Raw genomic sequence first — 26896 nt, forward strand, 5'->3', positions numbered from 1 at the left:
GACAGAGCCATGTTCGGAATTTTCAATGACGACGATGCGCCTTCCCTGGAGGGGCTGTTCTATCCGACGCAGACCCGTATCGGCACCGTCTGCGTGTTCGGCGGCGCCCGCGCCGGCAACGACCGGCGCCTCGCGCAAGCGGCCGCGGCGCTGGGCCGCGAAATCGGCAGTGCCGGCATCCGCCTCGTCTATGGCGGCGGCGGTGAAGGGTTGATGGGCGCCGTGGCTTCCGCGGCGGCAGACGCCGGCGGCGAGGTGATCGCGATTGCGCCGCACTTCCTTCTGGAGCGGATGCGGATGCCGCGCGGCGTCGCCCAAATCATAGCGGTTCCGGACATGCACATGCGCAAGCGGCTGATGTTCGACTATGCGGATGCATTTGTAGCGCTGCCGGGCGGAATCGGCACCATCGAGGAACTGGCCGAAGTGATGACCTGGCGCAAGCTCGACCGGCACGACAAGCCGATCCGGGTCGCCGACTTCTTCGGTTTCTGGTCGCCCTGGCTCGACCTGCTCGATCATCTCGAGGAGCCGGGGTTTCTCAGCGGCCACGTGTCGACGGCATGTCTTGTTGCCGACGTGCCGGCGGCAATCCTGCCGATGCTGCAGCGCGGCGTCTGCTTCACGCAAACGCAGCAAGGCGCGAGTACCGTCGGGCGCACCGCTCAATCTCTGGCACCCGTGGCGACACCATGACCGGAGCTGTCGATATGAAGGACCGCTTCGAAGCCATAGCGAACCCAAGCTGCCGGTTCGATATCTGGGACAATGAGAGCGGCGAGCCCGTGGTCCATCGCGGCCGATTGCTCTCCTTTGCCACGACCAAGACGGCGGAGCGGATCGCCGGCTTCCTCAACGAGACAGCCGCGGCCGGTGAGGCCGAGCCGGCCCGAGAAGGGCCGGGCAAGGCTTAGACCAGTCCGCGCTTGGCCATCATTGCTTCCGGTGAAGGCATCTTGCCGCGGAAGGCGGTGTAGAGTTCTTCGGGGTCCTTCGAGCCGCCGGCGGCGTAGATGTTCTTGCGCAGCCGCTCGGCCAGCGCCGGGTTGAACGGATCGCCTGCTTCCTCGAAGGCGGCGAAGGCGTCGGCGTCGAGCACTTCCGACCACATGTAGGAATAATAGCCGGCCGAATAGCCATCGCCGGCAAAGATATGGCCGAAATGCGGAGTGCGGTGACGCATCGCGATGGTGTCCGGCATATTGAGCCTTTCGAGCGTTTCGGCTTCGAAACGAAGCGGCTCTTGCGGCGCCTCCGGGCGCGCATGGTAGGCCATGTCGACCAAGGCCGAGGCGGTGAACTCGACCGTGGCGAAGCCGGCGCCGAAGGTGCGCGCCGCCAGCATCTTGTCGACCAGCGCCTTTGGCATCGGCTTGCCGGTCTTGACATGCAGCGCATGTTTTTCCAGCACCGCCGGTACCGTCAGCCAGTGTTCGTAGAGCTGCGAGGGCAGCTCGACGAAATCGCGGCTGACCGAGGTGCCAGCGACCGATGGCCAGGTGACGTCGGTCAGCATACCGTGCAGGGCATGACCGAATTCGTGGAACAGCGTCTTGGCTTCATCGACCGACAGCAAGGCGGCCTCGCCGGCCGGCGGCTTGGCGAAATTCATGATATTGTAGATGACCGGCTTCGAGCCAGGACCAAGCTTATAGCCGGATTTGAGTGCACTCATCCAAGCGCCGGAGCGTTTCGAGGGTCGCGCGAAATAATCGGCGAGGAAAAGGCCGCGCTCGCTGCCGTCGGCATTCTTCACGACGAAAACACGTGCGTCCGGATGCCAGGTGGCAATGCCCTTCTTTTCCTCGAAAGAAATGCCGAACAATCGTGTCGCCACGTCGAAACAGGCGTCGATGATGCGGTCGAGCTGCAGATACGGCTTCAGTTCGGCCTCGTCGAAAGCGAATTTCTCGGCGCGCAGCTTCTCCTGATAGAAGCGCCAGTCCCAGGCGGCGAATTTTTCATTGCTGCCGGCCTCGGCCGCCAGCCGCTGCAATTCGGCCTGGTCGGCGGCGGCCTTCTCCAATGCCTTTTTCCAAACCGGGTCGAGCAGCGTATGCACCGCCTCCGGCGTCTTGGCCATTGTGTCGTCGAGCTTCAACGCGGCATATGATTCGTAGCCGAGCAGCTTCGCCTTTTCGGCGCGCAGGCGCAGCATGTCGCGCACTACGTCCGTGTTGTCGGTGGCGCCGCCATTCTGGCCACGCATGATGAAGGCGCGGAACGCCGTCTCGCGCAGGTCTCGGCGTTCTGAGAAGGTCGAGAACGGCTCGTAGATCGAACGCGACAAGGTGACGGCGTAGCGGCCCTTCTGGCCGCGCATCTCGGCGGCTTCCGCCATCGAGCTTTTCAGGAATTCCGGCAGGCCGGCAAGGTCAGCCTCGTCGAGGAACAGCGCCCAGTCGCGCTCGTCGGCAAGCAGGTTCTGGCCGAAATTGGTGCCGAGCGACGACAATTCCTCGTTGATCGACGCCAGCCGCTTCTTGCCTTCGGCGTCGAGCTTGGCACCGGAGCGGACGAAGTTTTTCCAGGTCTTTTCCAGTACGCGCAGCGTTTCGGCATCGAGCTTCAGAGTCTCGCGGCGTTGATAGAGATCGTCGATGCGGGCAAAGAGGCGCTCGTTCATCGAGATCGCCGAGAAATGCCGCGACATCTTCGGCGAAATGTCGCGCTCCAGCGCCTGGATTGCCTCGTTGGTGTGGGCGCCAGCGCGGCACCAGAAGATCGACGAGACATGGTCGAGAGCCTCGCCGGCGAGTTCGAGCGCGGCAAGTGTATTGTCGATGGTCGGCGTCCCGGTGTTGCCGGCAATCGCCTCGATCTCGGCCTCATGCGTCTTCAGGGCGGCGTCGAACACCGGAGAAAAATCACCGTCGCCAATGCGCGTGAAATCGGGCAGGCCGAGCGGCCCTTGCCATTCAGTCAGCGGATGGGCGGCGAGGTCGACGGCGGACGGCATGGGCAAACTTTCGCTGGATGGCGGGAGGAGGCGGATCGTCACCGATGTAGGACGCCGGCCGGCTCCACGCAACAGCACGCCCCGTTCATGATTTCCTCAGTAGCCGTCGCAGTTTTCCGCGATCGCGGCTTGCGAACTGGCGGTGATCTGGTCGTTGGCGACCGCAAAGGTCTCCTGCATCAGCATGTCGTTGCTGGGAAAATCATAGCAGGCGATCACAGTGGTGACGCCGCCCTCGGTCTTCTCGATCCGGTGGCGGATTTCGGCGCCGGCGACGGCGCCTTGCCACTCGGCGATCGAAGCGATGAATTCCTGCTTGCTTTGCACGACGCCGAGGTCGTCGAGCTTGATGCGGACGTCGTCGGCGAGCAGGTCCGACAATTCGGTGCGGTCGGCGACGAGCAGTGCCGAATACCAGCGGTCGATGATCGCGCTGTCGTCGGCGCGGGCGAAATCTGCCGAGCACAGCAGTGCTGCCGCCGCGAACGCGACCGGAATTCGCACCATGCCCTTGTCTCCTACTCCGTCTCCGGCCGCTCGAAATCGCCGGTCTCCTTGTTCATCACCCAAAGCTCACCGGTCGAAATATCGAACCAGGCGCCGTGCAGCGATAGCCGCCCCTTGCCTTCGAGGATCGAGACGCAAGGGAAGGTACGCAGATTGGCGATGGAATATCGGATCGATATGCGCTCCAGCGCGGTCTGGCGCTCGGTCGCGGTCATGAAGGTGCTGGACGATACGGTCTCGGCCGCCGGCGCGATCAGGCTCATCCATTTGCCGATGAAATCACCCGGCGACAACGGCGCGGCCGTGGTGTCGAGTGCCGCGCGGATGCCGCCGCAGCGGCCGTGGCCCATCACCACGATGTTCTTGACCTTGAGGCTCTGCACGGCAAATTCGAGCGCTGCCGATGTCGAGTGGAACTGATCGTCGGGCGCATAGGGCGGCACCAGATTGCCGACATTGCGCAGCACGAACAGTTCGCCCGGCCCAGCATCGAAGATCGCTTCGGGCGCGGCGCGGGAATCGCAGCACGCGACGATCATAGTTTCCGGTGCCTGGCCTTCCCGGGCCAGTGCGCGATAACGCCCGCTTTCGGTGAGATAGCGGCCACTCATGAAATTGCGGTAGCCGGTGAGAAGATGCTCGGGAAGATGGGGCATGGGCAGCGGCGGGAGCCTTTCCGGGTTAAAGGCACGGTTCAATCCCGAAAGGCTCTAGCGCATCGGCCCGAAAATCGGAACCGATTTTCGGAGGCGCGGAGACGCAGGTTCAAAGCATTGCAGCGTACTTTGTAGGCAGGCTCTCTCCAGAGTGCCTATTGCGCCGTCCACCCGCCATCCATCGGCAAGGTCGTGCCGGTGATCTGCTTGGCCGCATCCGAGCACAGGAACAGCGCCAGTGCCGCAAGCTCCTCGACGGTGACGAAATTCTTTGGTCGGCTGGGCCGCGAGCAGCACGTCGTGCTTGACCTGTTCCTCGGTCATGCCGCGTGCCTTAATGGTGTCGGGGATCTGCTTTTCGACCAGCGGCGTCCAGACATAACCAGGTGCGATCGCATTGACGGTGATGCCGGCTTGCGCTGTCTCCAACGCCACTGTCTTTGTCAGGCCAGATATGCCGTGCTTGGCCGCCACATAGGCGGACTTGAAGGGCGAGGCGACCAGCGCATGTGCCGACGCGGTGTTGATGATGCGGCCCCATTTGCGCGCCTTCATGCCGGGCAGCGCCGCCTTGATGGCATAGAAGGCCGCAAGCAAATTGATGCGGATGATGCTTCCCATTTTTCGTCGGGAAATTCCTCGATCGGCGCGACATGCTGGATGCCGGCATTGTTGACCAGGATGTCGAGGCTGCCGAAGGCTTCCTCGGCCTCGCGGACCATGGCAGTCACCGCCGCGCCGTCCATCATGTTGGCGCTGGAGTAGCGGCACTGGACGCCGAAATCGGCTTCGATGCCGGCGCGCTCCTGTTCGATGGCGGCCGCATCGCCGAGACCGTTGATGGTGATGTTGGCGCCTTCGGCGGCAAGGGCGCGGGCAATCGCCAGACCGATGCCGCTGGTCGAGCCGGTGACGAGGGCGTTCTTGGAAGACAGGAAACCCATGATGATCTCGCGAAAGGTAGGAGGGAACGGCGATGCTGGTGTGCGTCGCAGCATGACCATGCCATCGCCGTGTGTCGGCGCGATTACAGCGCTGTGGCAGTCCAACGGCCTTCAGCTGCTGGCGGCTGACACGGCGTTGTCATGGTGCCGTGCAAGATAACCGGTGCGCACTCGCGCGGTCATTCCTGCAGTACATGGGGGAGCAGCTTGGAAATCGCCGATGTCGTGAAGCGCGCCTATGCGATGCCGCTCACCAAACCCGTCCTTCCCGCCCGGGCCCTACCGTTTCTTCGACCGCGAATACGTCATCATCACCATCGTACGACGCGCGAAGCCCTCGAGGCCGTCGTGCCGGCGCCGCTGGAAATCGACGAGCCGCTGGTCAAATACGAGTTCATCCGCATGCCGGATTCTACCGGCTTCGGCGATTATACCGAGACCGGGCAGGTCATCCCGGTCCGCTTCCAGGGCCAGCATGGCACCTATGTCCACTCGATGTTTCTCGACGACGATGCACCGATTGCCGGCGGACGCGAGCTCTGGGGCTTTCCCAAGAAGCTTGCCAGCCCGAAGATCGTGCATGAGGGCGAGGTGGTTGTCGGCACCTTGCATTACGGCAGCGTTCTGTGCGCCACCGGCACGATGGGCTACAAGCACAGGCCGGCCGATCACGGCCAGATTCTCGCCTCGCTCGCGGCGCCCAATTTCCTGATCAAGATCATCCCGCATGTCGACGGCACGCCGCGCATTTGCGAGTTGGTGCGCTATCACCTCACCGACGTGACGTTGAAGGAGGCCTGGACAGCGCCGGCGGCGCTCGATCTCAGGCCCCATGTCATGGCCGACGTGGCGCGGTTGCCAGTGCTCGAGATCGTCTCGGCGGTTCACTTCATCGCCGACCTGACGCTCGGCCTTGGCGAGGTGGTTTACGACTATCTCGCCGGACGCGAGCGGTCAGTCAGTCCAAATCTGGAGGCATTCAGCCGTGCTTGAACGCAACACCAAGAGGGCCGTCGCCACCATCGAGGAAATCTCGGCGCAGTACGACCGCGTCGCGCTGGTGTTCCAGGGCGGCGGTGCGCTGGGCGCCTACCAGGCCGGGGTGTACCAGGCGTTGGCCGATGCCGGCTGCGAACCGACCTGGTTCTCCGGCGTCTCGATCGGCGCGATCAATGCAGCGATCATAGCCGGCAACGAGCCGAGCCGCCGGCTGCAGCGGCTCGAGCAGTTCTGGCAGACCATTTCCGGCCGCAAGATCTGGGCCTATACGCCCGAGGGCGACGTCTACCGGGACATCCGCAACCGCACCAGCTCGTGGATGACGATGACGATGGGCCAGCCCGGCTTTTTCAAGCCGCGCCATCCCAATCCGTGGTTCGAGCAGCTAGGCGCCGAGGGCGCTACCAGCTTCTACGACACCGCCGAGCTTAAAGAGACGCTGGAGAGCCTGATCGATTTCGACGTGCTCAATGACGGCAAGAAGCGGCTCAGCGTCGGCGCGGTCAATGTCAGGACCGGCAATTTCGTCTATTTCGACACCGAGAAGGTGCGCATCGGGCCGGAGCACATCATGGCAAGCGGCGCGCTGCCGCCGGCCTTCCCGTCGATCCGCATCGAAGGTGAGCATTATTGGGACGGCGGCATCGTCTCCAACACGCCGCTGCAATATTTACTCGACCAGGAAGAGGACCGCAGTTCGCTGGTGTTTCAGGTCGATTTGTTCAGCGCCCGCGGCGCCTTGCCGCGCGGCATGGCCGATGTTTTGTCACGGCACAAGGACATCATGTATTCAAGCCGCACACGCCAGAATACCGACAACTTCCAGCGCATCCATGCGCTGAAGATGAAGCTGCTCGATGCGCTGAAGCGCGTCCCCGTCGAGTTACTGAAAGAAGGGGAGCAGGAATTGATCGCGGACTATTCGGATGCCGGCGTGGTCAACATCGTCCACCTGATCTACCAGCATAAAGGCTATGAGGGGCACGCCAAGGATTACGAATTCTCGGGCACCTCGATGCGCGAGCATTGGGAGATGGGGCTGGAAGACACGCAGCGGACGCTGCGCCATCGCCAATGGCTGACACTGCCGACCAATGTCGAGGGCGTCGCCATCCACGACCTGCACCGCGAAGATCCGACTTAAAGCGCGCCGCGCGCTTGACCGGCCTCAGAACCGCAGCTTGGCGCCGGCGCGCAGCAAAAGCCAGTAGAACAGGCCGGTCGCGCCGACCGCGAGCAGCATCGCCAGGATGAAGCCGCTGGGGCTGTCGGTGAATGGCAGCCCGCCGGTGTTCATGCCGAATATGCCGACGATCAGGGTGCCCGGCAAAAGCAGCGCGCTCATCACTGCCAGCGCCTTGAGGCTGCGGTTCGATTCGTCGGCAAGCTCGGCCGCAAGCTCCTCCTGCAGCAGCCTTGCCCGGTCGTTGATCATGACGACCTCGCGGTCGAGCCGTTCCAGGCGGGCAGCAAGCCGGCGCAGAACTTCATGTGCGCCGGCGGAAAGGTTCCAGGCGGAACGGTCTTCATCCTGGAAAAGTGCTGCCAGGGCCGAGATCGGCCGATGCAAGGATACGGCAAGGCGGCGCACATCCTTCAGCTGTCGTCTTTCGTCGGCAAGCCGCTCGGTCACGAGATGGTCCTCGACCGCATCGAGCCGCTTCGTCGCCGCGGCGAGCCGCAGGCTGGTGGTCTTGCAAAAAGCCATGACCAGCGTTTCGAACAGCTCGAATGCTGTGGCGGGCCGCAGCCCTGCGGCAAGGGCGGTGTGCACTTCCTCCACCGCCGCCAGCGGATGGCGCCGGCCGGTGACCAGCAGCCGCTCCGAGACCGCAAAATGCAATCTGCCGATGGTCGTCGACTGATGGGCGATCTCGCCATGCAGGTCGGCGGAAATGCCGTGGACGACGCCATTCTCATGCGCCAGCACCAGGCTGTCCTCATGTCCTTCGAGGATTGCATGAGCCGACGCCGGCAGCGCGCAGGCATGGCTGACCCAGGAATGGGCGCGCCGGTCGACAAGGTCGACATGCAGCCAGACCCAGCCGTCCAGTGAGGCCAGCGCGGCCTCTATGTCCCGGGGCGCCAGCGATTCGGGAGCTTTGCCGGGAGCGGCATGATAGGCCCAGACCAGCCCGGGGGCATGATGCTGGTCGTCCGCGGCAAGCAATGTCAGATGCGATGCGTCATTCATGGCCGCCGCCGAGACAATGCACGTTCAGGATCCTGGCGGCGCCGGAGCCGGCGCCGCGACATTCTGGCCAAGTCCTATCCCCGCTCAGAATATCTGGCGGAAGATGACGAACAGCACGAAGGCAAGACAGATGGAGACCGGAAGGGTCAGTATCCAGGCCATCAGCATGTTGCGCACTGTCGACCATTGCAGGCCCGAGCCGTTCGCCGCCATGGTGCCGGCAACGCCCGACGACAGCACATGGGTGGTCGAGACCGGCAGGCCGAGATAGTCGGCCGATGCGATGGTCGCCATTGCAACAAGCTCTGCGGACGCACCCTGGCCGTAGGTCAGATGGCTTTTGCCGATCTTCTCGCCGACGGTGACGACGATGCGCTTCCAGCCGACCATGGTGCCGAGGCCGAGCGCCAGCGCGATGGCGACCTTGACCCAGAGCGGGATGAACTTCGTCGCGTTGTCGACCGCCTTGTGATAGGTCGTCACCGCCTTCAGGTCGTCGACCTCCATCGGCAGCAGCTTCTTCTTGTCGATCAGTTTCAGCGCTTCACCGATAAGATAGATGTTGTTGCGGGCGTTGCTGACCAGCGTTGTCGGCAGCTTTTCCACGGACGGATAGGGCGACAACATTGCGCTAGTGTCGTGGATGAAGCTCTGCAGGGCAGGCGTGGTTTCGTCCTTCCAGGTCTTGGTGCGAACGGCGTCACCGACCACGGTTGCCGCGTCGGTCACGGCGACGCCGGGCTTGACGTATTTGCCGAGTACCGTTTCGACCTGCGTCGCTGCGGACTTGTAAGCTTCGAGATAGTTCACGTCCGGTGTGCGGTTGAGCGCGAAGGCGGTCGGCACCACGCCGATCAGGATGAGCATGATGAGGCCCATGCCCTTTTGCCCGTCATTGGAGCCGTGGGCAAAGCTGACGCCGGTGCAGGTGAAGATGAGCAGCGCCCGGATCCACAGCGGCGGCGGAGCGCTCGACTTCGGCGCCTCGTAAAGCTCGCGGTTCCTGACCAGCAGCTTCATCACCAGAAGCAGCAGCCCAGCCAGGCAAAACCCGACCAGCGGCGAGATCAGAAGCGACAGGCCGACATTGCTCGCCTGCGACCAGTCGATGCCGCTGGTGATGGAACCGGCCGGCGCCGTGAACTGGTTGGCGAGGCCGACGCCGATGATCGAACCGATCAGCGTGTGCGAGCTCGAGGCAGGCAGGCCGAGATACCAGGTTCCGAGGTTCCACATGATCGCTGCGACCAGCAGCGCAAAGACCATGGCCAGCCCGGAGCTTGATCCGACCTGAAGGATCAGTTCGACCGGCAGCAGCGAAATGATGCCGAAGGCGACCGCCCCGCTGGCGGTGAGCACGCCGAGGAAGTTGAAAAAGCCGGACCACATCACTGCAAGCTCGGCCGGCATGGAATGGGTGTAGATCACCGTTGCCACCGCATTGGCGGTGTCGTGAAAACCGTTGACGAATTCGAAGCCGAGCGCGATCAGCAGCGCCAGGCCAAGCAGAATCCACGGCACCGCGACGGTGCTGGTCAGGTCCTGGCTGAGCGCGTAGCCGACATAGGCAAGGCCGCCCAGGATGATGACGGCAAAGGCCGGCAGAAACCATTTGCCGGTGCTGTTTGGCCGGTCGAGCGGATGCTCCGGCCTTGGAATTCCTGCTTCGCTGGAAACAATATCGACCATACCCCACTCCTCTTGCGTTGCAGCAAAGAATGGGAGGACGCTATGTCGGCACAATGAAGCCTGTGTGACGGCAGAGCACTTTGAGATTGGAGCAGATAGTGCTGGACGGTGGTTCCTGATCTATTCCGCGATCTCCAGCAGGGTCGATATCAGCAACCGGCGCTCGTCGGCGGAGAGAATGTCCGAACCGAACAGGTTCATGCTGCGAAGCCCTTCGATAGCGAGATAGCAGACCAGCAGCGCCTTGAGATTCGGCGTCTCCTGCTTCAGCCGCTCGAACACTTGCCGCCTGAACGATTTTATCGGCGTCAGGAAATCGGGATCCTCGGCAATCGCCGAAAATATCCAGGTCGCCGACGGTTTCGACTCCTCGGCATGCTCGGCCGAAAGCCTGATATAGGCCGCAAGCGGGCTCTCACCGCTGACGCCGTTGGTGCGGGCGGCCTCAAGCGCCTGTTGGAACGCGCTGAGATAATCCTCCACCAGCGCCTGCATCAATTTCGCCTTGGTCGGGAAATTGTAGAGAAGACCACCCTTCGACACGCCGGCACGGCTGGCGACCGCATCCAGCGACAGGCTGCCGGGACCCGTCTCGCGCGCCACGTCGGCGGCGGCGGCGAGGATCTTCTCGCGCGAATTTGTTCTGCGGGCCTTCATCAATCGTTCCCCATTCATTAGCTTAAGCGGAATTGACAAGACCGTCCAGACGGTACAGTAAGATTGCCGTCATTTGAAATTGGGACCAGTCACAGGTATGTGTTCCGGTCATCCGACCGTTATGCTGGGCCATGGCCGAGGGGACTGTTCGTGATCAAGCGCTTCATCATCGCCTTCATTCTGCTCGTGCTGGTGTGCGGCGGCATCGTCGGCTTCAACCTGTTCCGCGACAATGCGATCAAACAGTTTTTCGCCACCATGAAGCCGCCGGCCGCGACCGTGTCGACGGTCATCGTCAAACCGATGTCCTGGACGCCCGGCGTCGAGGCGATCGGTACTGTCAGTGCCGTGCGCGGCGTCGACCTGACCGTCGAAACCGCGGGTATCGTCAAGGACATCCAGTTTCATGCCAATCAGAAGGTCGCCGCCAACGCCGTGCTGCTGCAGCTCGACGATGCCGTCGAGCGGGCCGACCTCGTGGCGTCGAAGGCGCAAGCCACATCCGACCAGACGACGCTGATGCGCGCTCTTGAGCTGCAGAAGCGCGGGGTCGGCACCGACGCTACGCTGGACACGGCGCAGGCGGCAGCATCGGTCTCCTCCGCGCAGGTAAACAAGCTGCAAGCGGTGCTCGACCAAAAGCAGTTGACGGCCCCTTTCAAGGGCACCGTCGGTATTCCGAAAATCGACATTGGCCAGTATCTCACACCCGGCACCGCCGTGGTGACCTTGCAGGACATGGACACGATGCGTGTCGATTTCACCGTGCCGGAGCAGCAGCTTCCGCTGCTGAAGATCGGACAGACGGTGCGGCTGGGCATTGGCGGCGGCGACATGCCGTTCGCCGGCAGCATCCGCGGTATCGATCCGAAGATCGACCCGACGAGCCGGCTGGTGACGGTGAGGGCGGAGGTCGCCAATCCTGAAGGCAAGCTGACGCCCGGCCAGTTCGTCCAGGTGCGTGTCGAACTGCCGGAGGAGAACAACGTGCTGGCACTGCCGCAGACTGCGCTGACCTCCAGCCTGTACGGTGACTTCGTCTTCGTGGTGCGCCCGGCCAAATCCGCAGAAGTCAACGGCGCGGCTCCCGAGGCAAAGCCGGAAGAAAAACCAGCCGCGGATGCTGCCAAGCCCGCTGCCGAAGCACCCGCGGCAAAACCCGAAGAAAAGCCGGGCGCTACCCCAGCCAAACCGGCAGCGGAAGCCAAACCGGCAGCGGAAGAACAGAAGCCGCAGCTCGTGCTCGCCCAGGTGTTCGTCAAGCCAGGCCGCCACAACGCCGGCCTGGTCGAGATCCTGGAAGGCATCCAGCCCGGCGACGAAGTCGCTACCGCCGGCCAGAACCGGCTCTCCAACGGCATGTCCGTTGCCGTCGACAACACAATCGATCCGAGCAAGCCGGGGAACCAGCAGGCAGCCCAGCAATGAGCTTTTCCGACCTCTTCATCCGCCGCCCGGTCCTTTCGACCGTGCTTGCCTGCATGATCCTGCTTCTGGGTTTTCAGGGCATCTTCAACCTTTCGATCCGGCAGTATCCAGAGGTTGAAGAAACGGCCATCACGATCACCACGGCCTATCCCGGCGCCAGCGCCGACCTGATCCAGGGGTTCATTTCCGCGCCGATCGCGCGTGCTGTCGCTTCGACCGAAAACATCGATTATGTCACGTCGGCGAGCCGGCCGTCATCCAGCACCGTGACAGTGCAGATGAAACTCGGCTCCGACCCCGACGTTGCGCTGAACGAAGTCCTGTCGAAGGTTCAGAGCGTTCGCGGCGATCTGCCGGACGAAACCAAAGACCCGGTGATCGTCAAGGGCACCGGCCAGCAGTTCGCGATGATGTACATCTCGATGCAGAACCCGAACATGACGCCGGAACAGCTCACCGAATATATCGAGCGCGTCGTGCGGCCGCGTATGTCGACGGTCGAAGGTGTTGCCGACGTGCAGATTTTCGGCGCCGCCGAATATTCGATGCGTGTCTGGATCGACCCGATCAAACTGGCGGCGCGCGGTATGACGGCGGCGGAAGTGCTGACCGCCATTAACGAATCGAATTTCCTCTCCGCGCCCGGCGATACCGAAAACGAATATGTGGCTTCCTCGATCACGGTTCGCTCGACCCTGCAGACGCCGGAGGCTTTCGCTGCCCTTCCGCTCCGCTCGAAAGACGGCAATGTGGTGAGACTGCGCGACGTGGCCCGCGTCGAACTCGCCGCGGTGAACACCGACACCAGGGTCACCTTCAACGGCAAGCCCGGCATCTTTCTCGCCATCTTTCCGACGCCGGCCGCCAATCCACTGACCACCGCGGCGGCGATCCACAAGATTGTGCCGACGATCCAGGAGACGCTGCCGCTCGGCATGACGATCGAAATCGTCTATGACTCGACCGAGCAGATCAGCGCGTCGATCGAGGAGGTGTTCAAGACCATCGGCGAGGCGGTCGCCATCGTCATCGTCGTCATCCTGCTCTTCCTCGGCTCGTTCCGCTCGGTGCTGATGCCGATCGTGACCATTCCGCTGTCGCTGATCGGCGTCTGTTTCCTGCTGTTTTCTTTGGGTTATTCGATCAACCTTTTGTCGTTGCTGGCCATGGTGCTGGCGATCGGACTGGTTGTTGACGATGCCATCGTGGTGGTGGAAAACATCCACCGCCACATGGAGGAAGACGGCTTGTCGCCGATGCAGGCGGCTTTCAACGGCATGCGGGAGATCTCCTCCGCCGTCGTCGCCATGACGATAACGTTGGCCGCCGTGTTCGCGCCGCTGGCCTTCACCGGCGGCCTGACAGGCGCACTGTTTCGCGAATTCGCAGTGACGCTTGCCGGCTCGGTGGTCCTTTCGGGTGTCGTTGCCCTAACCGTCACGCCGATGATGTCGGCACGCATCCTGAGGGCCGGCTCGCACAGCCGCTTCCAGCGCATTGTCGACAACACGTTCGGGCGCGTCGAAAACGTCTATGAGCGGCTGGTCAGCGGCTCGCTGAAATATCGCCCGGTGACGCTGATGATCGTCATCGCACTGGTCGCCACGACCGGCTTCATGTTCACCAAGACCGCGAGCGAACTGGCGCCGGAAGAAGACCAGGGCTTCTTGCTGTCTATTGTGAACGCACCGCGCTATGCGACGTCGGACTACACCGAGACCTATGTGAACCAGATTCTCGGGCTAGTGAATGATATCCCCGAAACCAGGGCGCGGTTCTCCGCCGTCGCGTTCCAAGGCCCGACGAACAGCGCTTTCGTCGGCTTTGCGTTCAAGGACTGGGCCGAGCGCGCGCGCAGCTCGAAGGAACTTCAGGAAGACATCACTGCCCGCCTTGCCAAGGTGGCGGGCGTCGAGGCTTTCGTCTTCGCACCGCCGACACTGCCCGGCTCCGGCGGCGGCCTGCCAATCACGATGGTGGTGCGCTCGACCGGCGAGGCCTCCCAAGTGTACGAGGCGGCCGAGAACATCAAGAACAAGGCGCAGGCCTCCGGTCGCTTCCTCGCGGTGCAGAATTCGATGTCCTACGATGCGCCGCAAGTGACGGTGACGATCGACCGCGACCGCGCCGCGGCACTCAACCTGCCGATCGCCGATATCGGCCGGACGCTGACCCTCTTGGTCGGTGGCGCCGAGGTGGCGCAATTCGACCGCGAATCCAACAGCTACGACATCATCCCGCAGGTGCCGCAGAGCTTTCGCGACAATCCCGAAAAACTGGGGGAGTATTTCGTGCGCAGCGTCTCGGGTGAGATGGTGCCGCTCTCTGCGGTGGTGAAGATCTCGACCAACGCGTCGCCGGCGGCGATCGAGCAGTTCAACCAGTTGAATTCCGCAACGATTTCCGCCCTGCCGCTGCCTGGCGTCACCACCGGCGACGGTTTGAAAGCGATCGAGGACATCGCCAAGGAGAGCCTGCCCGACACTTTCTTCATCGACTATACCGGCCAGTCGCGGCAGGAGAAGCAACAGGGCTACACGATCATCATCGCCTTCGCGGCAGCCGTTCTCGTCATCTATCTGGTGCTGGCGGCGCAGTTCGAAAGTTTCCGCGATCCGTTGATCATCATGATGGCGGTGCCACTCTCGATCTTCGGCGCGATCGTGCCGCTTAATGTCGGGCTCGGCACCCTCAACATCTACACCCAGGTCGGCTTGATTACGCTGATCGGCCTGATCACCAAGCACGGCATCCTTCTGGTCGAGTTCGCCAACCAGCAGCGTGAAATGCACGGCATGCGGCGGCGCGATGCGATCATCGCGTCGGCCAAGGTGCGGCTGCGGCCGATCCTGATGACGACGGCGGCGATGGCGCTCGGAGTGGTGCCGCTGATCATCTCCAGCGGCGCTGGTGCCGCGGCACGCTATTCGATGGGCCTGGTGATCTTCACCGGCATCCTGGTCGGAACCATGTTCACGCTCTTCGTGGTGCCGATGTTCTACACGTTTATCGCCAGCAAGGACCTGCCGCATCACGCCGAAAAGCCGGACCCCAAGCTGATGCCGGTGATGCCGGATTAGATTGTACTAACATTGCACAATAAAGAAGGCCGGATTTCCGGCCTTTCTTGGGAGCTACGAAAAGCATCGCTCATTTGACGATGACGATGCTGGTGTTGGCCGGGCCGAAGACCTCGACGAGCTGATAGAAATCGGCGGCGTTGTCCGGATGCAGACGCACGCAGCCATGCGAGGCCGGCTGGCCGAGGCGCTTGATGGCGCTTGTCGCATGTACGGCGTAGCCGCCGCTGAAGAACACCGAATGCGGCATCGGGGCGTTGTCGTATTTCTTCGAATACCACATTTCATGCATGCGGGTCGGCTTGAACGAACCGGTCGGCGTGACGTGCGTCCTGTCGCCGGTCGAGACTTTCCAGGCGAATGTCGGCCGGCCGTCGACCAGGATTTCCATGGTCTGCTGCGATAGCGACACACGCGCGACGATCTTGTTGGCGGCGGCGTGGGCTGCGCTGTTGCCGGCACTGACAAGCAAGGCAGCACCGGTGATGACGGCGGCGGCGATGTTGATGAGCTTGGCGGAAATGGCGGTGTACATGATGTCTCCCCTATTCTGCCGGTCGGGGCCGGCTCAATTCGATGACCGGCTTATCGGGGCGTCATGTTTCGAGCCGATTTCGCTAGATGCTCGTTTGTGTTTCGATTCTGTTTCCCCCGGGTTAACAGAAAACGCCGTGCAAAGCGGCTTACAGCTGTTGGACGTCGTCATGACAGCGGCGGCGTGTTTGCCTAAGCGGATCAGCCAAACCGCGGCACGAATACGCGATTGTCTTTCGTTTGAGAGGAATTCCACCTGACTCCGAAACCGAGCTGCAACAAAGCGCGGCCTCGGCGGCATGATCCGGATACAGCGAACGGGCAAAGTTGACGTAACGAAAACAGCGGGCAACGAACGATCGGAAGCCAACACTGTTTTCGCTACGGTCTGGATTGTCTGGACAGTTTCCAGCCTGCGCGTCGACCGGCTCAAGCCCCTCTGGCGGGGGCGGCTTAGAGCCGTTGAGGATGCGCGGCGCCTCCGGCAACTTGCAGCCGAGAGGACCGAAGGCCCGCGCCGCAACGGGGGGCTCCGCTGGCGGCGCGGGGGCTTCGGGGGTTCCCCTGAAGCGCCCGTAAATCCCAATTTTGAGGAAAGAACAGGATGAAAACGAAATTCGCCGCTTCCGTGCTTTCTGCCCTGCTCTACGTGCAGGGCCTGCTCGGCATTGCCGGCCTCGCAACCGTGCTGCTGAAGGAACGTGCGCATGCCGGCGAGGTCAGCACGAACAGTGACATGCCGTCAGGCCCGTCGCTTCTCGTGGCGCGCTGAGGAAAGAGCATCGGACCCAAAAGCGGGAACCGGTTTTAGGAAAATCCGATACTCAAAAAAGGGGTGGCTGTCCTGCATTCAATCGGCGAATTGCGTTGGCGGATCGAACCGGTAACCCGCACCCCGTATGGTGGTGATGGTTTCGGTGTCGAGCTTGCGGCGCAGCCGCACGATGCGCGAATCGATCGACCGGTCGAAGGCTTCGGCATTTTCGGCGGGCGCGGCGGCGATGATGTCGTCACGCGTCAGCACCTTGCGCGGGCTGGCCAGGAACAGCCTGAGCAGCGCCACCTGCCCGGCGGACAGCTGTTCTTCCGTGCCCGAGCGGTGCATGACGATGGCCGACCGGAGATCGACGGTCGCGTTCTCCAGCACGATCAATTCCCCGGCGTTCCTGCCGCGCCGAGCCAGCAGGCCGCCAACGCGGGCGGCAAGCTCCCTGACATTGAGCGGGCTTTCGACGACGTCGGCGGCGCCGAGCTCGAGCGCCAGCACCTTGTCGACCAGATCGGCCGGGCGGCAGATCAGGATGAAATCCGGTCCACCTTCGCCGCCATGTCGCCTGAGCAGGTCGCGCCCCTCCGCCTGGCTGACGCTGTCGCCGACAACCACGACATCGATACCCTTTTCAGAAAGCAGCGATTCGGCTTCCCACGGCTGTCGCGCGGCGCGGACGTCATGACCGCGTCGCTTGAGATGATCGGCGAGATCGGTCGCAATTACTTCAGCGACGGAAACAAGCGCGATGACGGATCGTGCAGCCATGTTTTTCTACCCCGCATACGGCAACCCAAGAAGAGTGCTGGACATCATGTTTATACCCAATCTACTTTCCGCTGAAAGCGGGAGCGAACGCATCGTGCGGGCACGAATTGTCATTGTCGAGGACGAGCCCGACCTGAGGGACGCGGTCGCCGAGTATCTCGGCGCCAGCGGCTATGATGTGGCCACGGCCGAAAGTGCGGTGGCGGCGCGCGACCTGTTGGAAGCCCAGTCCTTCCATCTGGCCATTCTCGACATCGCCATGCCGGGCGAGGACGGCCTGTCGCTCGGCCGCTGGATGCGGTCGAAAATGCCGATCGGCATCATCTATGCGACGGCCGCCGGTACCGCGCTCGACCGCATCGTCGGACTGGAGCTCGGCGCTGACGACTACATCGTCAAGCCTTACGAGTTGCGCGAAGTGCTGGCCAGGGTGCGCAGCGTGCTGCGCCGCGTTCCGGAGCCGACCGAACCACAAAAAGCCAAGGCTGAAACATCCGGTGGCCGCCGGTCCGTGAGCTTCGGCGCCTTTCACGCCGACCTCGACGGCCGGCTCGTCACCGGCGCCAACGGTGCGGTCATCGACATGGCCAAGAGCGAGTTCGACGTGCTGGAGGTGTTCCTTACCCGCGCCAACCGGCTGTTGACGCGGGCGGCGATCTCCGAGGCGATCGGTTTCGTCGAGGACGCGGAATCGTCCCGCGCCGTCGACATCCGCATCATGCGGCTGAGAAAGAAGATCGAGGCGGATCCGGCCAATCCGAAATTCCTGCGCACGGTGCGCGGCGAAGGCTATATCTTCTCGCTGCCAGCCGGCGAAAATAACTGAGGCCTGGCGGCTTGAGCAAGCCACGGCCAGGAAATGACCATGACGGCTGAAACAGCACGCGCGGACTCGCAGGGCGCCAGGCAGGGCGCGGCGATGGCGGCCGTGCATGTGGTTCGCCGGCTGCGCGAAGCCGGCGACTGGCAGCGCGAGATGGAGGGTATCCTCCAAACGCTTTGCGAAGCCATGGATTGTCACCGCGGCATCCTGTTTCGCCTGCGCGAACTGCCCGGCCAGGGCTTCGCCCAGTCGGTCGCCGCTTATTGGATCGCCCCCCGGTTTGGCGGCGAGCTGGCGTCACCGACCGTCATCATGCAGTCGGTCGTCGATTCGGACCCATTGCTGGAACAGCTGGCGGAGGACGAGCGCCAAGGCAAGATATTCGCCGGGCACACACGCGATCTCGAAGGCTTTCTGCGGACCGATTTCGAAAAGCAGAACATCAAGTCGTTCCTGTCGGTGTCGGTCTTTTCGCACGGCAATTTGTGGGGCACGCTGGCGGTCAACGACTGCGTCAACGAACGCGAATGGACCGACCAGGAAGAGGCGGCGCTGCACATGGTGGCACTCGCCATTGGCGACGCCATCGAACGGTCGCCCTCCGACGCGCATGCCAGTGACGTCATTCGCCGCACCATGCTGCAGGCCTCGCTCGACGCCATCATCGTCATCGACGAGACCGGCTCGATCATCGAATTCAATCCGGCGGCCGAGAAGATGTTCGGCTATCGACGCAGCGATATCCTCGGCAAGGACCTGCTCGACACGGTCGTGCCGGAATATTACCGCAAAGGCTATGCGTCGGGCGCCGAATACATGTCGGGCCGCGGCGCGCCGATGGTCGGCCAGCGGCTCGAAACGGTCACCCAGAATGCCGCCGGCGAGGTTTTTCCGATCGAGCTGACGGCGACCGAGATGCGGGTCGCCGATCGCCATCTGATCTTCGGCTCCATCCGCGACCTGCGCGACAGATTGCGCGCTGAGGAGGAAATCAACCGTCAGCGCGAAAAACTGCACCAGAACGAGAAGATGGCGGCGATGGGCTCGCTGCTTGCGGGGGTTTCGCACGAGCTCAACAACCCGCTGGCCGTGGTCGTCGCCCAGTCGACGCTGCTGCATGAATTCGCCGCCGATCCGCAGACCAAAGTACGCGCCGAAAAGGTGCGCGCCGCTGCCGAGCGCTGCGGCCGTATCGTCAAAAGCTTCCTGTCGATGGTCCGCCTGCACCCGACGGCGCAGGCCGAGACCGACCTCAACCAGGTGATCCGCGCGGCACTCGAAGTGACCGCCTATGGCGCGCGATCAAGCGGCATCATCATCGACACCGATTTCGCCGGCGGCCCGCTGCTGGCCATGGCCGATGCCGACCACGTGACGCAGGTAGCCGCCAACTTCCTCATCAACAGCCAGCATGCCTTGGCCGGCATTGCCGGCGACCGGCGGATCAAGGTCCGGACGTTTCGCAGCGACCGCGGCAATCCCGGATTCTCGGTCGAGGACAACGGGCCAGGCGTGCCGGAAGCGATACGCTCACGCATATTCGAATCCTATTTCACCACCAAGCCAGTCGGCGTCGGTACCGGTATCGGCCTGTCGATTTCCAAATCGATCATCGAGCGGCACAATGGCAATATCTGGTTCGAGGAGGTTTCGCCGAGAGGCGTGCGTTTTGTCGTGCAGTTGCCGGCGATCGCTGCCGGCGCGGTCGCCGCCGGCGACAGTCCGTCGCGGTCGAGCGGCTTGCGTCACGCGCTGATCATAGACGATGAGCCGGATGTCGCGGCGTCGCTGTCCGACATTCTGGAGTTGATGGGCATCAAGTCGCGGATCGTGCCGGCCTGGGTCTCGGCCGCCGCGACCCTGAGCGGCCACATGCCGCCGGACATCGTGTTTTCCGATTTGCGCATGCCCGGCACCAGCGGCATAGCCGCCTATCGCGAGCTGCTTGCCGAAATGCCGGATCTGGCGCGGCGTTTCGTGCTTGTCACCGGCGATCTGATCGGCGCAAAAGGCGAAATCGAGGCGCTGCCGGCGCCGCAGCGGCCGCCAATCCTCGAAAAGCCGTTCAGCACGCTGGATGTGCGCGGCGTGCTCTCGGCCATTGCCGAGCAGGTCGCTTTGGGCGGCTAGACTCCCAGAGAGACAAAAAGGAAAGAAAAAAGGCTCCCAGCCGACATTGCGGCGGGAGCCTGACTGGAGTGCTGGAGGGCGCTCGCGAAAAGATCAAAAAACGTTCGGCGTATCGGCCAGCGGGGCGGCGTTGGCGATCATGCGGACGGGCCGTGCCTTGCCCGACTGGGCAGCGATGGCGCGCAGGCAGTCCAGGCTCTCGGCGCCCCAGGCCTGACCCTTGCAGGCAAAATCGATGTCCGGGATCGGCAGGCGCGCCGTCTTGGTCGTGGTCGTCGCGCCGTCGATGAGGTTGACCGGCGGGTTCAGCGAGGCGAAGGCCGGACCGACGGTCGGCGTGAACGCCATGCCGGCAAACGCGGCAGCGGCAAGCAGCAGGAACATCGCCATCGGGTGATCGCTGGCGCGCTGGCGCAGCGCCAGCTTCGGGCGCCGGTCGTTGCGCTGCGGACCCTGCAGGCGATGGTCGTTGTCGGTGATCTGGGTTTTCGTAGGCATCGTCGTTTCCTTCGGTGTTCTTCTTTTCCCTGTTGAAACGAACTTAACCGCACCTTGTAACGGGCCAACGATGATGGATTAACGATTGTGTAACCGGCATGAAACCAGGCCCGCGGCCATTCCGGGGGCAAACCGACGATGCGTAGCTGGCCGCACCGGTGACATTCAGCGCTCGTTTTCCGCTATCCACGGCACCGGATCCACGTCGACTTTTCCGGTCCACGGAGGGCTGGGCGCTCAACAAGCGTAAGGGGATTAACGCCCGGAATTCCCGGGATTTTCCCGGCTTCGATCGTTCGAGCTCGGCTCTCAATTGCCGATCGGTTTCGCGTCGGGAATTCGCCCTATTCTCGCAAGCTATTGCATTTCAACAGAAAATATGCTTGTATTGAACGGCCATTCAATAAATAAGAGCCTTTTATGAACCCGCATCTGCGTGACGTGGCAATCCCCAACGATTGGGATCGGCGGGGCCTGCCGGGCTGGAGCTATCATTCCGACGCCTTGCTCGAACTCGAGAAAGAGCACGTCTTCCGCAATCACTGGCAGATCGCCGGCCATGTCTGCGACCTGCCGAACGCCGGCGACTATCTGACGATGGATGTGGTCGGCGAGCGGGCGCTGATCGTGCGCGGCAAGGATGGCGTGGTGCGCGCCTTCAACAATATGTGCCGCCACCGCGGCAGTCGCGTCGTTGCCGATAGCCAAGGCACTTGCAAGAATGCGCTGGTCTGCCCCTTTCATGGCTGGGTCTACAATCTCGACGGCACGTTGCGCGGCGCTGCCCGCCCGCGGTCCTTCCCCGACCTCGACAAGACCGAATTCGGCCTGATGCCGCTCGAGCTCGAAATCTGGATGGGCTTCATCTTCATCCGCTTCCGCAAGGGTGGCCCGCAGCCATCCGTGGCCGAGCTGTTGAAGCCGATCGAAGCCGAGATTGCCCATTACGGCGTCGCCGAGATGGTGCCGTCCTGGGGCATCTGGACCCAAAAGACGCCGGTCAACTGGAAGTCGGTGCGCGACGTCGACAATGAAGGCTACCACGTCGCCATGGCGCATCCGGCGCTGCAGGATCTTTATGGCGCGACCTACTTCGACGAGCCGTTCGTCAACGGCGTGTCGCGCTCGTTCGCCACTTACAACCCGCATGCCGGACGGCGCTGGAGCGTCGCGCAATACATCAAGCTCGCACCCGAGGCGAAGCAACTGCCGGAGCACCTGCGCAAGGCCTGGATCTATTACGGCATCTTCCCGAACAACGCGCTGTCGATCATGCCGGAGTCGGTGCAGTTCTATCAGGAGTTCCCGCTGTCGACGGGTGAGACGCTGCTGCGCGGCGCCATCTACCGCTATCGCGACGAGAGCAGGGAGCAGGCGGCTGCCCGCTACCTATCCTACCGCATCGACCGCGACACGCTGGCCGAAGATGTACAGCTTTCGATATGGTCCAACGAATCCATGCTGTCAGAAGCCTTCGGAGGTTTTTACCTCTCCGATCTCGAATATGGCGTGCGCACCCACCACGACCATTTGCGCAAGCAAATTCCCGTGCTCGGATTGGAGACCGCGCCCGAGGAGAAGGATATGTGGGCGCTCAACGAGGCGCTCAGATCACGCTCCTGACGCATGCCACCTAAAACGTTAGCCCTGGTCCTCAAGACCAGATGGCGACGGGAATGCCGAAACGATCGGCGAGCGGCGGATCCGGAAACGGCATTGCCTCGCCTCTGGCGATGCGGCCGGCAATCAGCATCATCGCCGCGGCATCGAGGAAATCGTCGGTGGCCGCGCCGCGCGGCGGCCTCTGGTCGAGAAAATGCTGGCCATAACCATGCCGGGCAAGCAGCGCCTTGCGTTCGGCCATGCCGGCCGGATTGATGTTGCCCTTGATCTTCTTCGGCAGACGCATCGCCCGGTCGCCGTTCAGTCTGCAGAAGGCAACTTCCGGATGCGATTCGAAGACGCGGCTGCGCAGTTCGGGCCGCGCGATCAGCAGCGAATCGATCTCACGGATCTTGGCAAAGATGCCGAAGGCCTGGATCGAGACACCGCGCGGCGGATCTGAGGTCGTCTTGGCCACGTCACTTGCCCTGCGATGTGCCGCGTACCAGGCTTCGACCGTGGTGAAGGCTTCGATCTCCGCATAGAGCGCGGCGCGGGAGGGGATGGCAAAGACACTGGATTGCCGGGCGCCAAGAAATGGCCGCACCAGCGCCTCCGGACCGCGACCGCCTCTTTGCGAGAAATCGGGCAGGCCGATCGGCATATCGACCGCTACGATTGCATTGACGGGTAGCTGGTCGAGCAACGCCGCGAAGCTTGGGAAAACGGCTGTCGACGGTGCGGCACCGGAATCGCGGCGGACGGCTATCCAGCCGGTCTTGCAACCGTCGACGCCGACAAGCACAACATCCCTAGGCGCAACATCCTCGGGCACAACATCCCCAGGCACAACATGGTCGGGCGCAGCACCCTTGGGCGCATCATCCTGGGGCACGGCGTCTTCGGCCTGCGTCACGCCCGGCGATCCCGTCCCGGATGCAGGAGATGGCGAAGCTGCACCATCGCCATCGGGTGCGACAGGCTCTGGGCATCGGTCTCGAGCTGCAATTCGTCGCCGCCGCGCTTGGCGGTGCGCGCCAGGATCTCGTAGACCGCTGCCGTGGTCGATTGCAGCGCCTTGGCGGCCGTTTGGCCGGACAGGATGCGCGCCAGGTAGACGGCCGCCGTCAGGTCGCCGAGCCCATTCGGAGGCTTGTCGATTAGCCGGTGTTCGGCAAGCAGCGCCTCTCTGCCGTTGAGCAGCAAATTGCCGATGCCGCCGGCCATCATCGCCGGTGCCGAAGTGACCAGCATGGCCGGTGGGCCGGCTTGCAGGGCAGCAGCCATTGCCGATTTCAGGTCGGGCAGCGGCGCTCCGGCCATCCATTCCAGCTCGTAGCGGTTGGGCGTGGCGATATCGGCGATCGGCATCAGCCGGTCGCGCATGGCGATTGCGGTCGGCTCAGGTACGTAGAGGCCGCCCGAATCGCCCATCACCGGGTCGCAGATATAGAGGGCGTCCGGCGTCTTCGCCTTGACGGCGCCGACCAGCGAAGCGACGGCTTCGGCCTGGCCAGCCTCGCCGAGATAGCCGGACAGCACGGCGCCGACCTCGCCCAGCCACGGCGCGCGCTCGAGGTCGGTCATCAGCGCCTTGAACTGGTCCAGCGGCGGCACGATGCGGGTGGCCCGGCCGTGCCCCGGATGCCAGGGCAGAATGACGGTCGGCACCGCCCAAACCGGAAACCCCAGCGTCTCCAGCGCAAACACGGCGGCACGGTTGCCGACCGAGCCACGTGCGACATGGCTGGAGACGACGATGACCGCGCGCGGCGCGTCGGCTTTTTCGGCGCTCATTGATCTTTGTCCTAACCGCCCCTGGTGATGAAAAGCACGAGCCAGATCAACAGGCCGATGGCAATAAGCAAGCCTGCCGCCCGACCAATACGGGTGCCCCAATATTCGATCGGGTCCGATCGGTCGGCATCGGCCGCTGTGACGTGGTCGCGCGCGCCTCTGGCGGTTCGTGCGAGGAACGAGGTGCCGCCCGGGTCGGTCTCGCGCGCCACCCGTTCGATGATGCGGCGCGATTCCGCGTCGCTGTCGTGGCGTTTCGCCATGGTGATATCCCGTTTCATCCCGAGCTTAACCCGTTCGCCTCGTCTGTCACAGGGCCTGACGGCGAATGGTAGAAACCAGTAACGCTTCTCGGCCGAAGTCATTTTCTTGCGCAAGGATTGTGCTAATGCTTCGCGTGCCAATGCTATCGAGGGGACCTTATCATGCTTGTCCAGCGCCTTGCTTTACCGCCAATCTTCCGTAATTTAGCTGCGTTCCTGGTGATGGCCGTCATGCTGCCGCTGCTTGCCGGCTGCGGCTACAACACCATCCCGACGGCTGAGGAAAACGCCAAGGCCGCATGGAGCGAGGTGTTGAATCAATACCAGCGCCGCGCCGATCTCATCCCCAATCTGGTCAACACGGTCAAGGGCTATGCCGCGCACGAGAAGGACACGCTCGATGCCGTGGTCGAAGCGCGCGCCAAGGCGACGCAGGTGACCGTGACGCCGGAAACGCTGAACAATCCGGAAGCCTTCAAGAAATTCCAGGACAGCCAGGCCGGCCTGACCAGCGCGCTGTCGCGCCTGCTGGCGGTGGTGGAGAACTATCCCGATCTCAAGGCCAACCAGAACTTTCTGGCGCTGCAAGCACAACTCGAAGGCACCGAGAACCGCATCACGGTCGCCCGCCGCGACTATATCCAGGCGGTGAGAGAGTACAATCTGACGCTGAGGACCTTCCCGTCGGTGATCTGGGCGACCTTGTGGTTCCGCGGCAACCAGCCGTTTGCGAATTTCACCATCGAGGAGGACAAGATGCAGCCGCCGAAGGTCGATTTCGGCACGCAGCAGGGCGGGTGAACGGCGCTTAGCGGGTCTGTTCCCGTTGGCCTTGTACTCCGTCCCACCCCCCTCTGTCCTGCCGGCCATCTCCCCACAGAGGGGGGTGGGAAGAAATGCCGGCCGGATTTTTTTTGGCTTCGTTCTAAGCTTTCTCCTCCTCCCTCTCACCGTTCTCGCGGCCGAATTGCCGGCGCTGACCGGACGGGTCGTCGACAATGCCGGCATCATCGATGCCGCGACCAAGGCGGCGCTGACGCAGAAGCTTGCCGATTTCGAGACCAAGGGTTCGGACCAGATCGTCGTTGCGACCATTCCCAGCCTCGACGGCGAGGAGATCGAGCCTTACGCCAACCGGTTGTTTCGCGCCTGGAAACTCGGCCAGGCGAAGGAGAACAACGGCGTGCTTTTGCTGGTGGCGCCGAACGACCGCAAGATGCGCATCGAGGTCGGCTATGGGCTTGAAGGCACGCTGACTGACCTGCACACCAAGTTGATCATCGAAAATGACATGGTGCCGGCCTTCCGTGCCGGCGATTTCTCCGGCGGCATCAGCAAGGCCCTCGACGACATGATCATGGTGCTGGAAGGCAATCCCGAAGAGCTGGAAGCGCGCGGCGAACGCAACCAGCAGCCGCCGTTCAACAGCGACGATCTGTTCTTCACCATCTTCATAGCCATCTGGGCAATCATCTTTTTCGGCGGCCTCGCAGCCTCCATCCTGCCGCCGATCTTCGGCCAGAAGATCGGTCCCGGCCGCTATCGCTGGCTGGGCATGACCTTCGAGCCGAGCCGGCGGTCGTCCGGCGGCTGGTCGGGAGGTTCCGGCGGGGGATGGTCGTCGGGTTCAAGCGGTGGCGGGTTTTCCGGCGGCGGCGGTTCGTCCGGCGGCGGCGGCTCCTCGGGAAGCTGGTGACGAGATGACAAGACACGCCGTCAGCCCGGTGGAATCCGGCCGTTTCATCAAAATGACCGGCACCGCGCTGTTGGCCATAGCGGTGCTGCTGTTCGGCTTCGCGGCCTTCGCCGCCGAATTGCCGGCGCTGACCGGACGGGTCGTCGACAATGCCGGCATCATCGATGCCGCGACCGAGGTGGCGCTGACGCAGAAGCTTGCCGATTTCGAGACCAAGGGGTCCGACCAGATCGTCGTCGCGACCATTCCCAGCCTCGACGGCGAGGAGATCGAGCCTTACGCCAACCGGTTGTTTCGCGCCTGGAAACTCGGCCAGGCGAAGGAGAACAACGGCGTCCTGCTTCTGGTGGCGCCGAACGACCGCAAGATGCGCATCGAGGTCGGCTATGGGCTTGAAGGCACGCTGACCGACCTGCACACCAAGTTGATTATCGAAAACGACATGGTGCCGGCCTTCCGTGCCGGCGATTTCTCAGGCGGCATCAGCAAGGCCGTCGACGACATGATCATGGTGCTGGAAGGCAATCCCGAAGAGCTGGAGGCGCGCGGCAAGCGCAATCCGGCGAATGACAATCCTGTCGATCCCATCTTCATGCTGTTCATCATCCTGTGGGCGACGATGTTCTTCGGCGGCTTGGCAATGGCGTTCCTGCCGCCGATCTTCGGCACGAAACTGTCGCCGGGCGTGTACAAGTGGCTGGGCATGACGTTCCGCTACGGCCGCGGGCCAGGTTCGTCACCCTCCGGTGGCGGTGCCTGGACGTCGGGGACCTCGTCCGGCAGTGGCTGGTCGTCGGGAAGTTCAGGCAGTGGTTGGTCGTCAGGAAGTTCCGGCGGCGGGTTTTCCGGCGGCGGCGGTTCGTCCGGCGGCGGCGGTTCTTCAGGAAGCTGGTGAGACATCAA

At 63.0% G+C, this 26896-nt stretch carries 25 protein-coding genes and 1 pseudogene; 13 read left to right on the forward strand and 13 right to left on the reverse strand.

From position 1 onward, the window contains the following. Positions 1-9 precede the first annotated feature (9 nt). Entirely contained in the window at positions 10-696 is a 687-nt protein-coding gene (locus tag NKI22_RS01270) for an LOG family protein (RefSeq protein WP_352850036.1), read from the forward strand. Beyond that, positions 693-914, forward strand: coding sequence for a hypothetical protein (locus tag NKI22_RS01275; RefSeq protein WP_023721327.1), 222 nt, complete (start codon positions 693-695; stop codon positions 912-914). The genes NKI22_RS01270 and NKI22_RS01275 overlap by 4 nt, the downstream gene beginning before the upstream one ends. On the opposite strand, the gene NKI22_RS01280 is transcribed toward NKI22_RS01275, so the two are convergent. The 4 genes and pseudogenes from NKI22_RS01280 to NKI22_RS01295 all read right to left on the reverse strand — a co-directional run bounded on the left by NKI22_RS01280 (position 911) and on the right by NKI22_RS01295 (position 5066). Further along, a complete protein-coding gene (locus NKI22_RS01280; RefSeq protein WP_023721326.1) occupies positions 911-2965 on the reverse strand; it encodes a M3 family metallopeptidase in 2055 nt (684 codons plus the stop codon). The genes NKI22_RS01275 and NKI22_RS01280 overlap by 4 nt on opposite strands. Before the next feature lie 90 nt (positions 2966-3055). Next, positions 3056-3466 (reverse strand): hypothetical protein, encoded by a 411-nt coding sequence (locus NKI22_RS01285; protein ID WP_023721325.1) that lies wholly within the window; start codon positions 3464-3466, stop codon positions 3056-3058. An 11-nt stretch (positions 3467-3477) separates the two neighbouring features. Next, positions 3478-4122 carry a carbonic anhydrase gene (locus NKI22_RS01290; RefSeq protein ID WP_023721324.1) on the reverse strand — a complete coding sequence of 215 codons (645 nt, stop codon included), beginning with the start codon at positions 4120-4122 and terminating at the stop codon, positions 3478-3480. Between the two features lie 155 nt (positions 4123-4277). Further along, a pseudogene (locus NKI22_RS01295) lies at positions 4278-5066 on the reverse strand (3-hydroxybutyrate dehydrogenase). Between the two features lie 207 nt (positions 5067-5273). Here NKI22_RS01295 and NKI22_RS01300 point away from each other — a divergent pair. Continuing rightward, positions 5274-6059, forward strand: coding sequence for an acetoacetate decarboxylase (locus tag NKI22_RS01300; RefSeq protein ID WP_352958155.1), 786 nt, complete (start codon positions 5274-5276; stop codon positions 6057-6059). Then, positions 6052-7209 (forward strand): patatin-like phospholipase family protein, encoded by a 1158-nt coding sequence (locus tag NKI22_RS01305; RefSeq protein WP_352814968.1) that lies wholly within the window; start codon positions 6052-6054, stop codon positions 7207-7209. The genes NKI22_RS01300 and NKI22_RS01305 overlap by 8 nt, the downstream gene beginning before the upstream one ends. A gap of 24 nt (positions 7210-7233) precedes the next feature. Here the strand turns inward: NKI22_RS01305 and NKI22_RS01310 are convergent, their stop codons facing one another. The 3 genes from NKI22_RS01310 to NKI22_RS01320 all read right to left on the reverse strand — a co-directional run bounded on the left by NKI22_RS01310 (position 7234) and on the right by NKI22_RS01320 (position 10605). Next, entirely contained in the window at positions 7234-8259 is a 1026-nt protein-coding gene (locus tag NKI22_RS01310) for a transporter (protein ID WP_352480984.1), read from the reverse strand. Between the two features lie 84 nt (positions 8260-8343). Continuing rightward, complete coding sequence (locus tag NKI22_RS01315) at positions 8344-9948, reverse strand: inorganic phosphate transporter (RefSeq protein WP_352641292.1); 1605 nt, start codon at positions 9946-9948, stop codon at positions 8344-8346. A 120-nt stretch (positions 9949-10068) separates the two neighbouring features. Further along, positions 10069-10605: a TetR/AcrR family transcriptional regulator gene (locus NKI22_RS01320; protein WP_023721321.1), complete on the reverse strand. Its 537-nt coding sequence runs from the start codon at positions 10603-10605 to the stop codon at positions 10069-10071. 150 nt (positions 10606-10755) lie between these two features. On the opposite strand from NKI22_RS01320, the gene NKI22_RS01325 reads away from it, so the two are divergent. Both NKI22_RS01325 and NKI22_RS01330 read left to right on the forward strand, forming a co-directional pair. Next, positions 10756-12033, forward strand: a complete 1278-nt coding sequence (locus tag NKI22_RS01325) for an efflux RND transporter periplasmic adaptor subunit (RefSeq protein ID WP_502897677.1) — start codon at positions 10756-10758, stop codon at positions 12031-12033. Continuing rightward, positions 12030-15113, forward strand: a complete 3084-nt coding sequence (locus NKI22_RS01330) for an efflux RND transporter permease subunit (protein ID WP_352937316.1) — start codon at positions 12030-12032, stop codon at positions 15111-15113. The genes NKI22_RS01325 and NKI22_RS01330 overlap by 4 nt, the downstream gene beginning before the upstream one ends. 70 nt (positions 15114-15183) lie before the next feature. On the opposite strand, the gene NKI22_RS01335 is transcribed toward NKI22_RS01330, so the two are convergent. Then, on the reverse strand, positions 15184-15648 hold the full coding sequence (locus NKI22_RS01335; protein ID WP_023721319.1) for a L,D-transpeptidase: 465 nt from the start codon (positions 15646-15648) through the stop codon (positions 15184-15186). 603 nt (positions 15649-16251) lie between these two features. Here NKI22_RS01335 and NKI22_RS01340 point away from each other — a divergent pair. Then, entirely contained in the window at positions 16252-16419 is a 168-nt protein-coding gene (locus NKI22_RS01340) for a hypothetical protein (protein WP_352641299.1), read from the forward strand. Between the two features lie 78 nt (positions 16420-16497). On the opposite strand, the gene NKI22_RS01345 is transcribed toward NKI22_RS01340, so the two are convergent. After that, entirely contained in the window at positions 16498-17184 is a 687-nt protein-coding gene (locus NKI22_RS01345; RefSeq protein WP_352788012.1) for a winged helix-turn-helix domain-containing protein, read from the reverse strand. A gap of 46 nt (positions 17185-17230) precedes the next feature. Here NKI22_RS01345 and NKI22_RS01350 point away from each other — a divergent pair, with 46 nt between their 5' ends. Together NKI22_RS01350 and NKI22_RS01355 are read left to right on the forward strand one after the other, a co-directional pair. After that, complete coding sequence (locus NKI22_RS01350; RefSeq protein ID WP_352788054.1) at positions 17231-18010, forward strand: response regulator; 780 nt, start codon at positions 17231-17233, stop codon at positions 18008-18010. Positions 18011-18049: 39 nt separating this feature from the next. Next, a complete protein-coding gene (locus NKI22_RS01355) occupies positions 18050-20137 on the forward strand; it encodes a PAS domain S-box protein (protein ID WP_031194628.1) in 2088 nt (695 codons plus the stop codon). A 93-nt stretch (positions 20138-20230) separates the two neighbouring features. Here the strand turns inward: NKI22_RS01355 and NKI22_RS01360 are convergent, their stop codons facing one another. Further along, positions 20231-20635 (reverse strand): hypothetical protein, encoded by a 405-nt coding sequence (locus NKI22_RS01360; RefSeq protein ID WP_352480982.1) that lies wholly within the window; start codon positions 20633-20635, stop codon positions 20231-20233. A gap of 420 nt (positions 20636-21055) precedes the next feature. Here NKI22_RS01360 and NKI22_RS01365 point away from each other — a divergent pair, with 420 nt between their 5' ends. Next, complete coding sequence (locus NKI22_RS01365) at positions 21056-22258, forward strand: aromatic ring-hydroxylating oxygenase subunit alpha (protein WP_352480981.1); 1203 nt, start codon at positions 21056-21058, stop codon at positions 22256-22258. A 31-nt stretch (positions 22259-22289) separates the two neighbouring features. On the opposite strand, the gene NKI22_RS01370 is transcribed toward NKI22_RS01365, so the two are convergent. The 3 genes from NKI22_RS01370 to NKI22_RS01380 all read right to left on the reverse strand — a co-directional run bounded on the left by NKI22_RS01370 (position 22290) and on the right by NKI22_RS01380 (position 24297). Then, on the reverse strand, positions 22290-23042 hold the full coding sequence (locus NKI22_RS01370) for a DUF429 domain-containing protein (protein WP_502896312.1): 753 nt from the start codon (positions 23040-23042) through the stop codon (positions 22290-22292). Between the two features lie 107 nt (positions 23043-23149). Then, positions 23150-24034, reverse strand: coding sequence for a pyridoxal kinase PdxY (gene pdxY / locus NKI22_RS01375; protein WP_023721311.1), 885 nt, complete (start codon positions 24032-24034; stop codon positions 23150-23152). An 11-nt stretch (positions 24035-24045) separates the two neighbouring features. Next, on the reverse strand, positions 24046-24297 hold the full coding sequence (locus NKI22_RS01380) for a hypothetical protein (RefSeq protein WP_023721310.1): 252 nt from the start codon (positions 24295-24297) through the stop codon (positions 24046-24048). A 162-nt stretch (positions 24298-24459) separates the two neighbouring features. Between NKI22_RS01380 and NKI22_RS01385 the strand changes: the two genes are divergently transcribed. The 3 genes from NKI22_RS01385 (at position 24460) to NKI22_RS01395 (ending at position 26888) form a co-directional block, all read left to right on the forward strand. Then, positions 24460-25098, forward strand: a complete 639-nt coding sequence (locus NKI22_RS01385) for a LemA family protein (RefSeq protein ID WP_023721309.1) — start codon at positions 24460-24462, stop codon at positions 25096-25098. Positions 25099-25183: 85 nt separating this feature from the next. After that, a complete protein-coding gene (locus NKI22_RS01390) occupies positions 25184-25993 on the forward strand; it encodes a TPM domain-containing protein (RefSeq protein ID WP_502895830.1) in 810 nt (269 codons plus the stop codon). A gap of 52 nt (positions 25994-26045) precedes the next feature. After that, positions 26046-26888 carry a TPM domain-containing protein gene (locus tag NKI22_RS01395; RefSeq protein WP_352481111.1) on the forward strand — a complete coding sequence of 281 codons (843 nt, stop codon included), beginning with the start codon at positions 26046-26048 and terminating at the stop codon, positions 26886-26888. Positions 26889-26896: the final 8 nt, after the last annotated feature.

The sequence above is a fragment of the Mesorhizobium sp. M0778 genome (genome assembly GCF_040320105.1).
Lineage (GTDB): Bacteria > Pseudomonadota > Alphaproteobacteria > Rhizobiales > Rhizobiaceae > Mesorhizobium.

Coding starts and splice junctions, on each gene's coding strand:
- NKI22_RS01270 (WP_352850036.1), top strand. CDS start 10: ATGTTCGGAATTTTCAATGACGACGATGCGCCTTCCCTGGAGGGGCTG.
- NKI22_RS01275 (WP_023721327.1), top strand. CDS start 693: ATGACCGGAGCTGTCGATATGAAGGACCGCTTCGAAGCCATAGCGAAC.
- NKI22_RS01285 (WP_023721325.1), bottom strand. CDS start 3,466: ATGGTGCGAATTCCGGTCGCGTTCGCGGCGGCAGCACTGCTGTGCTCG.
- NKI22_RS01290 (WP_023721324.1), bottom strand. CDS start 4,122: ATGCCCCATCTTCCCGAGCATCTTCTCACCGGCTACCGCAATTTCATG.
- NKI22_RS01310 (WP_352480984.1), bottom strand. CDS start 8,259: ATGAATGACGCATCGCATCTGACATTGCTTGCCGCGGACGACCAGCAT.
- NKI22_RS01315 (WP_352641292.1), bottom strand. CDS start 9,948: ATGGTCGATATTGTTTCCAGCGAAGCAGGAATTCCAAGGCCGGAGCAT.
- NKI22_RS01320 (WP_023721321.1), bottom strand. CDS start 10,605: ATGAAGGCCCGCAGAACAAATTCGCGCGAGAAGATCCTCGCCGCCGCC.
- NKI22_RS01330 (WP_352937316.1), top strand. CDS start 12,030: ATGAGCTTTTCCGACCTCTTCATCCGCCGCCCGGTCCTTTCGACCGTG.
- NKI22_RS01335 (WP_023721319.1), bottom strand. CDS start 15,648: ATGTACACCGCCATTTCCGCCAAGCTCATCAACATCGCCGCCGCCGTC.
- NKI22_RS01340 (WP_352641299.1), top strand. CDS start 16,252: ATGAAAACGAAATTCGCCGCTTCCGTGCTTTCTGCCCTGCTCTACGTG.
- NKI22_RS01345 (WP_352788012.1), bottom strand. CDS start 17,184: ATGGCTGCACGATCCGTCATCGCGCTTGTTTCCGTCGCTGAAGTAATT.
- NKI22_RS01350 (WP_352788054.1), top strand. CDS start 17,231: ATGTTTATACCCAATCTACTTTCCGCTGAAAGCGGGAGCGAACGCATC.
- NKI22_RS01355 (WP_031194628.1), top strand. CDS start 18,050: ATGACGGCTGAAACAGCACGCGCGGACTCGCAGGGCGCCAGGCAGGGC.
- NKI22_RS01360 (WP_352480982.1), bottom strand. CDS start 20,635: ATGCCTACGAAAACCCAGATCACCGACAACGACCATCGCCTGCAGGGT.
- NKI22_RS01365 (WP_352480981.1), top strand. CDS start 21,056: ATGAACCCGCATCTGCGTGACGTGGCAATCCCCAACGATTGGGATCGG.
- pdxY (WP_023721311.1), bottom strand. CDS start 24,034: ATGAGCGCCGAAAAAGCCGACGCGCCGCGCGCGGTCATCGTCGTCTCC.
- NKI22_RS01380 (WP_023721310.1), bottom strand. CDS start 24,297: ATGGCGAAACGCCACGACAGCGACGCGGAATCGCGCCGCATCATCGAA.
- NKI22_RS01385 (WP_023721309.1), top strand. CDS start 24,460: ATGCTTGTCCAGCGCCTTGCTTTACCGCCAATCTTCCGTAATTTAGCT.
- NKI22_RS01395 (WP_352481111.1), top strand. CDS start 26,046: ATGACCGGCACCGCGCTGTTGGCCATAGCGGTGCTGCTGTTCGGCTTC.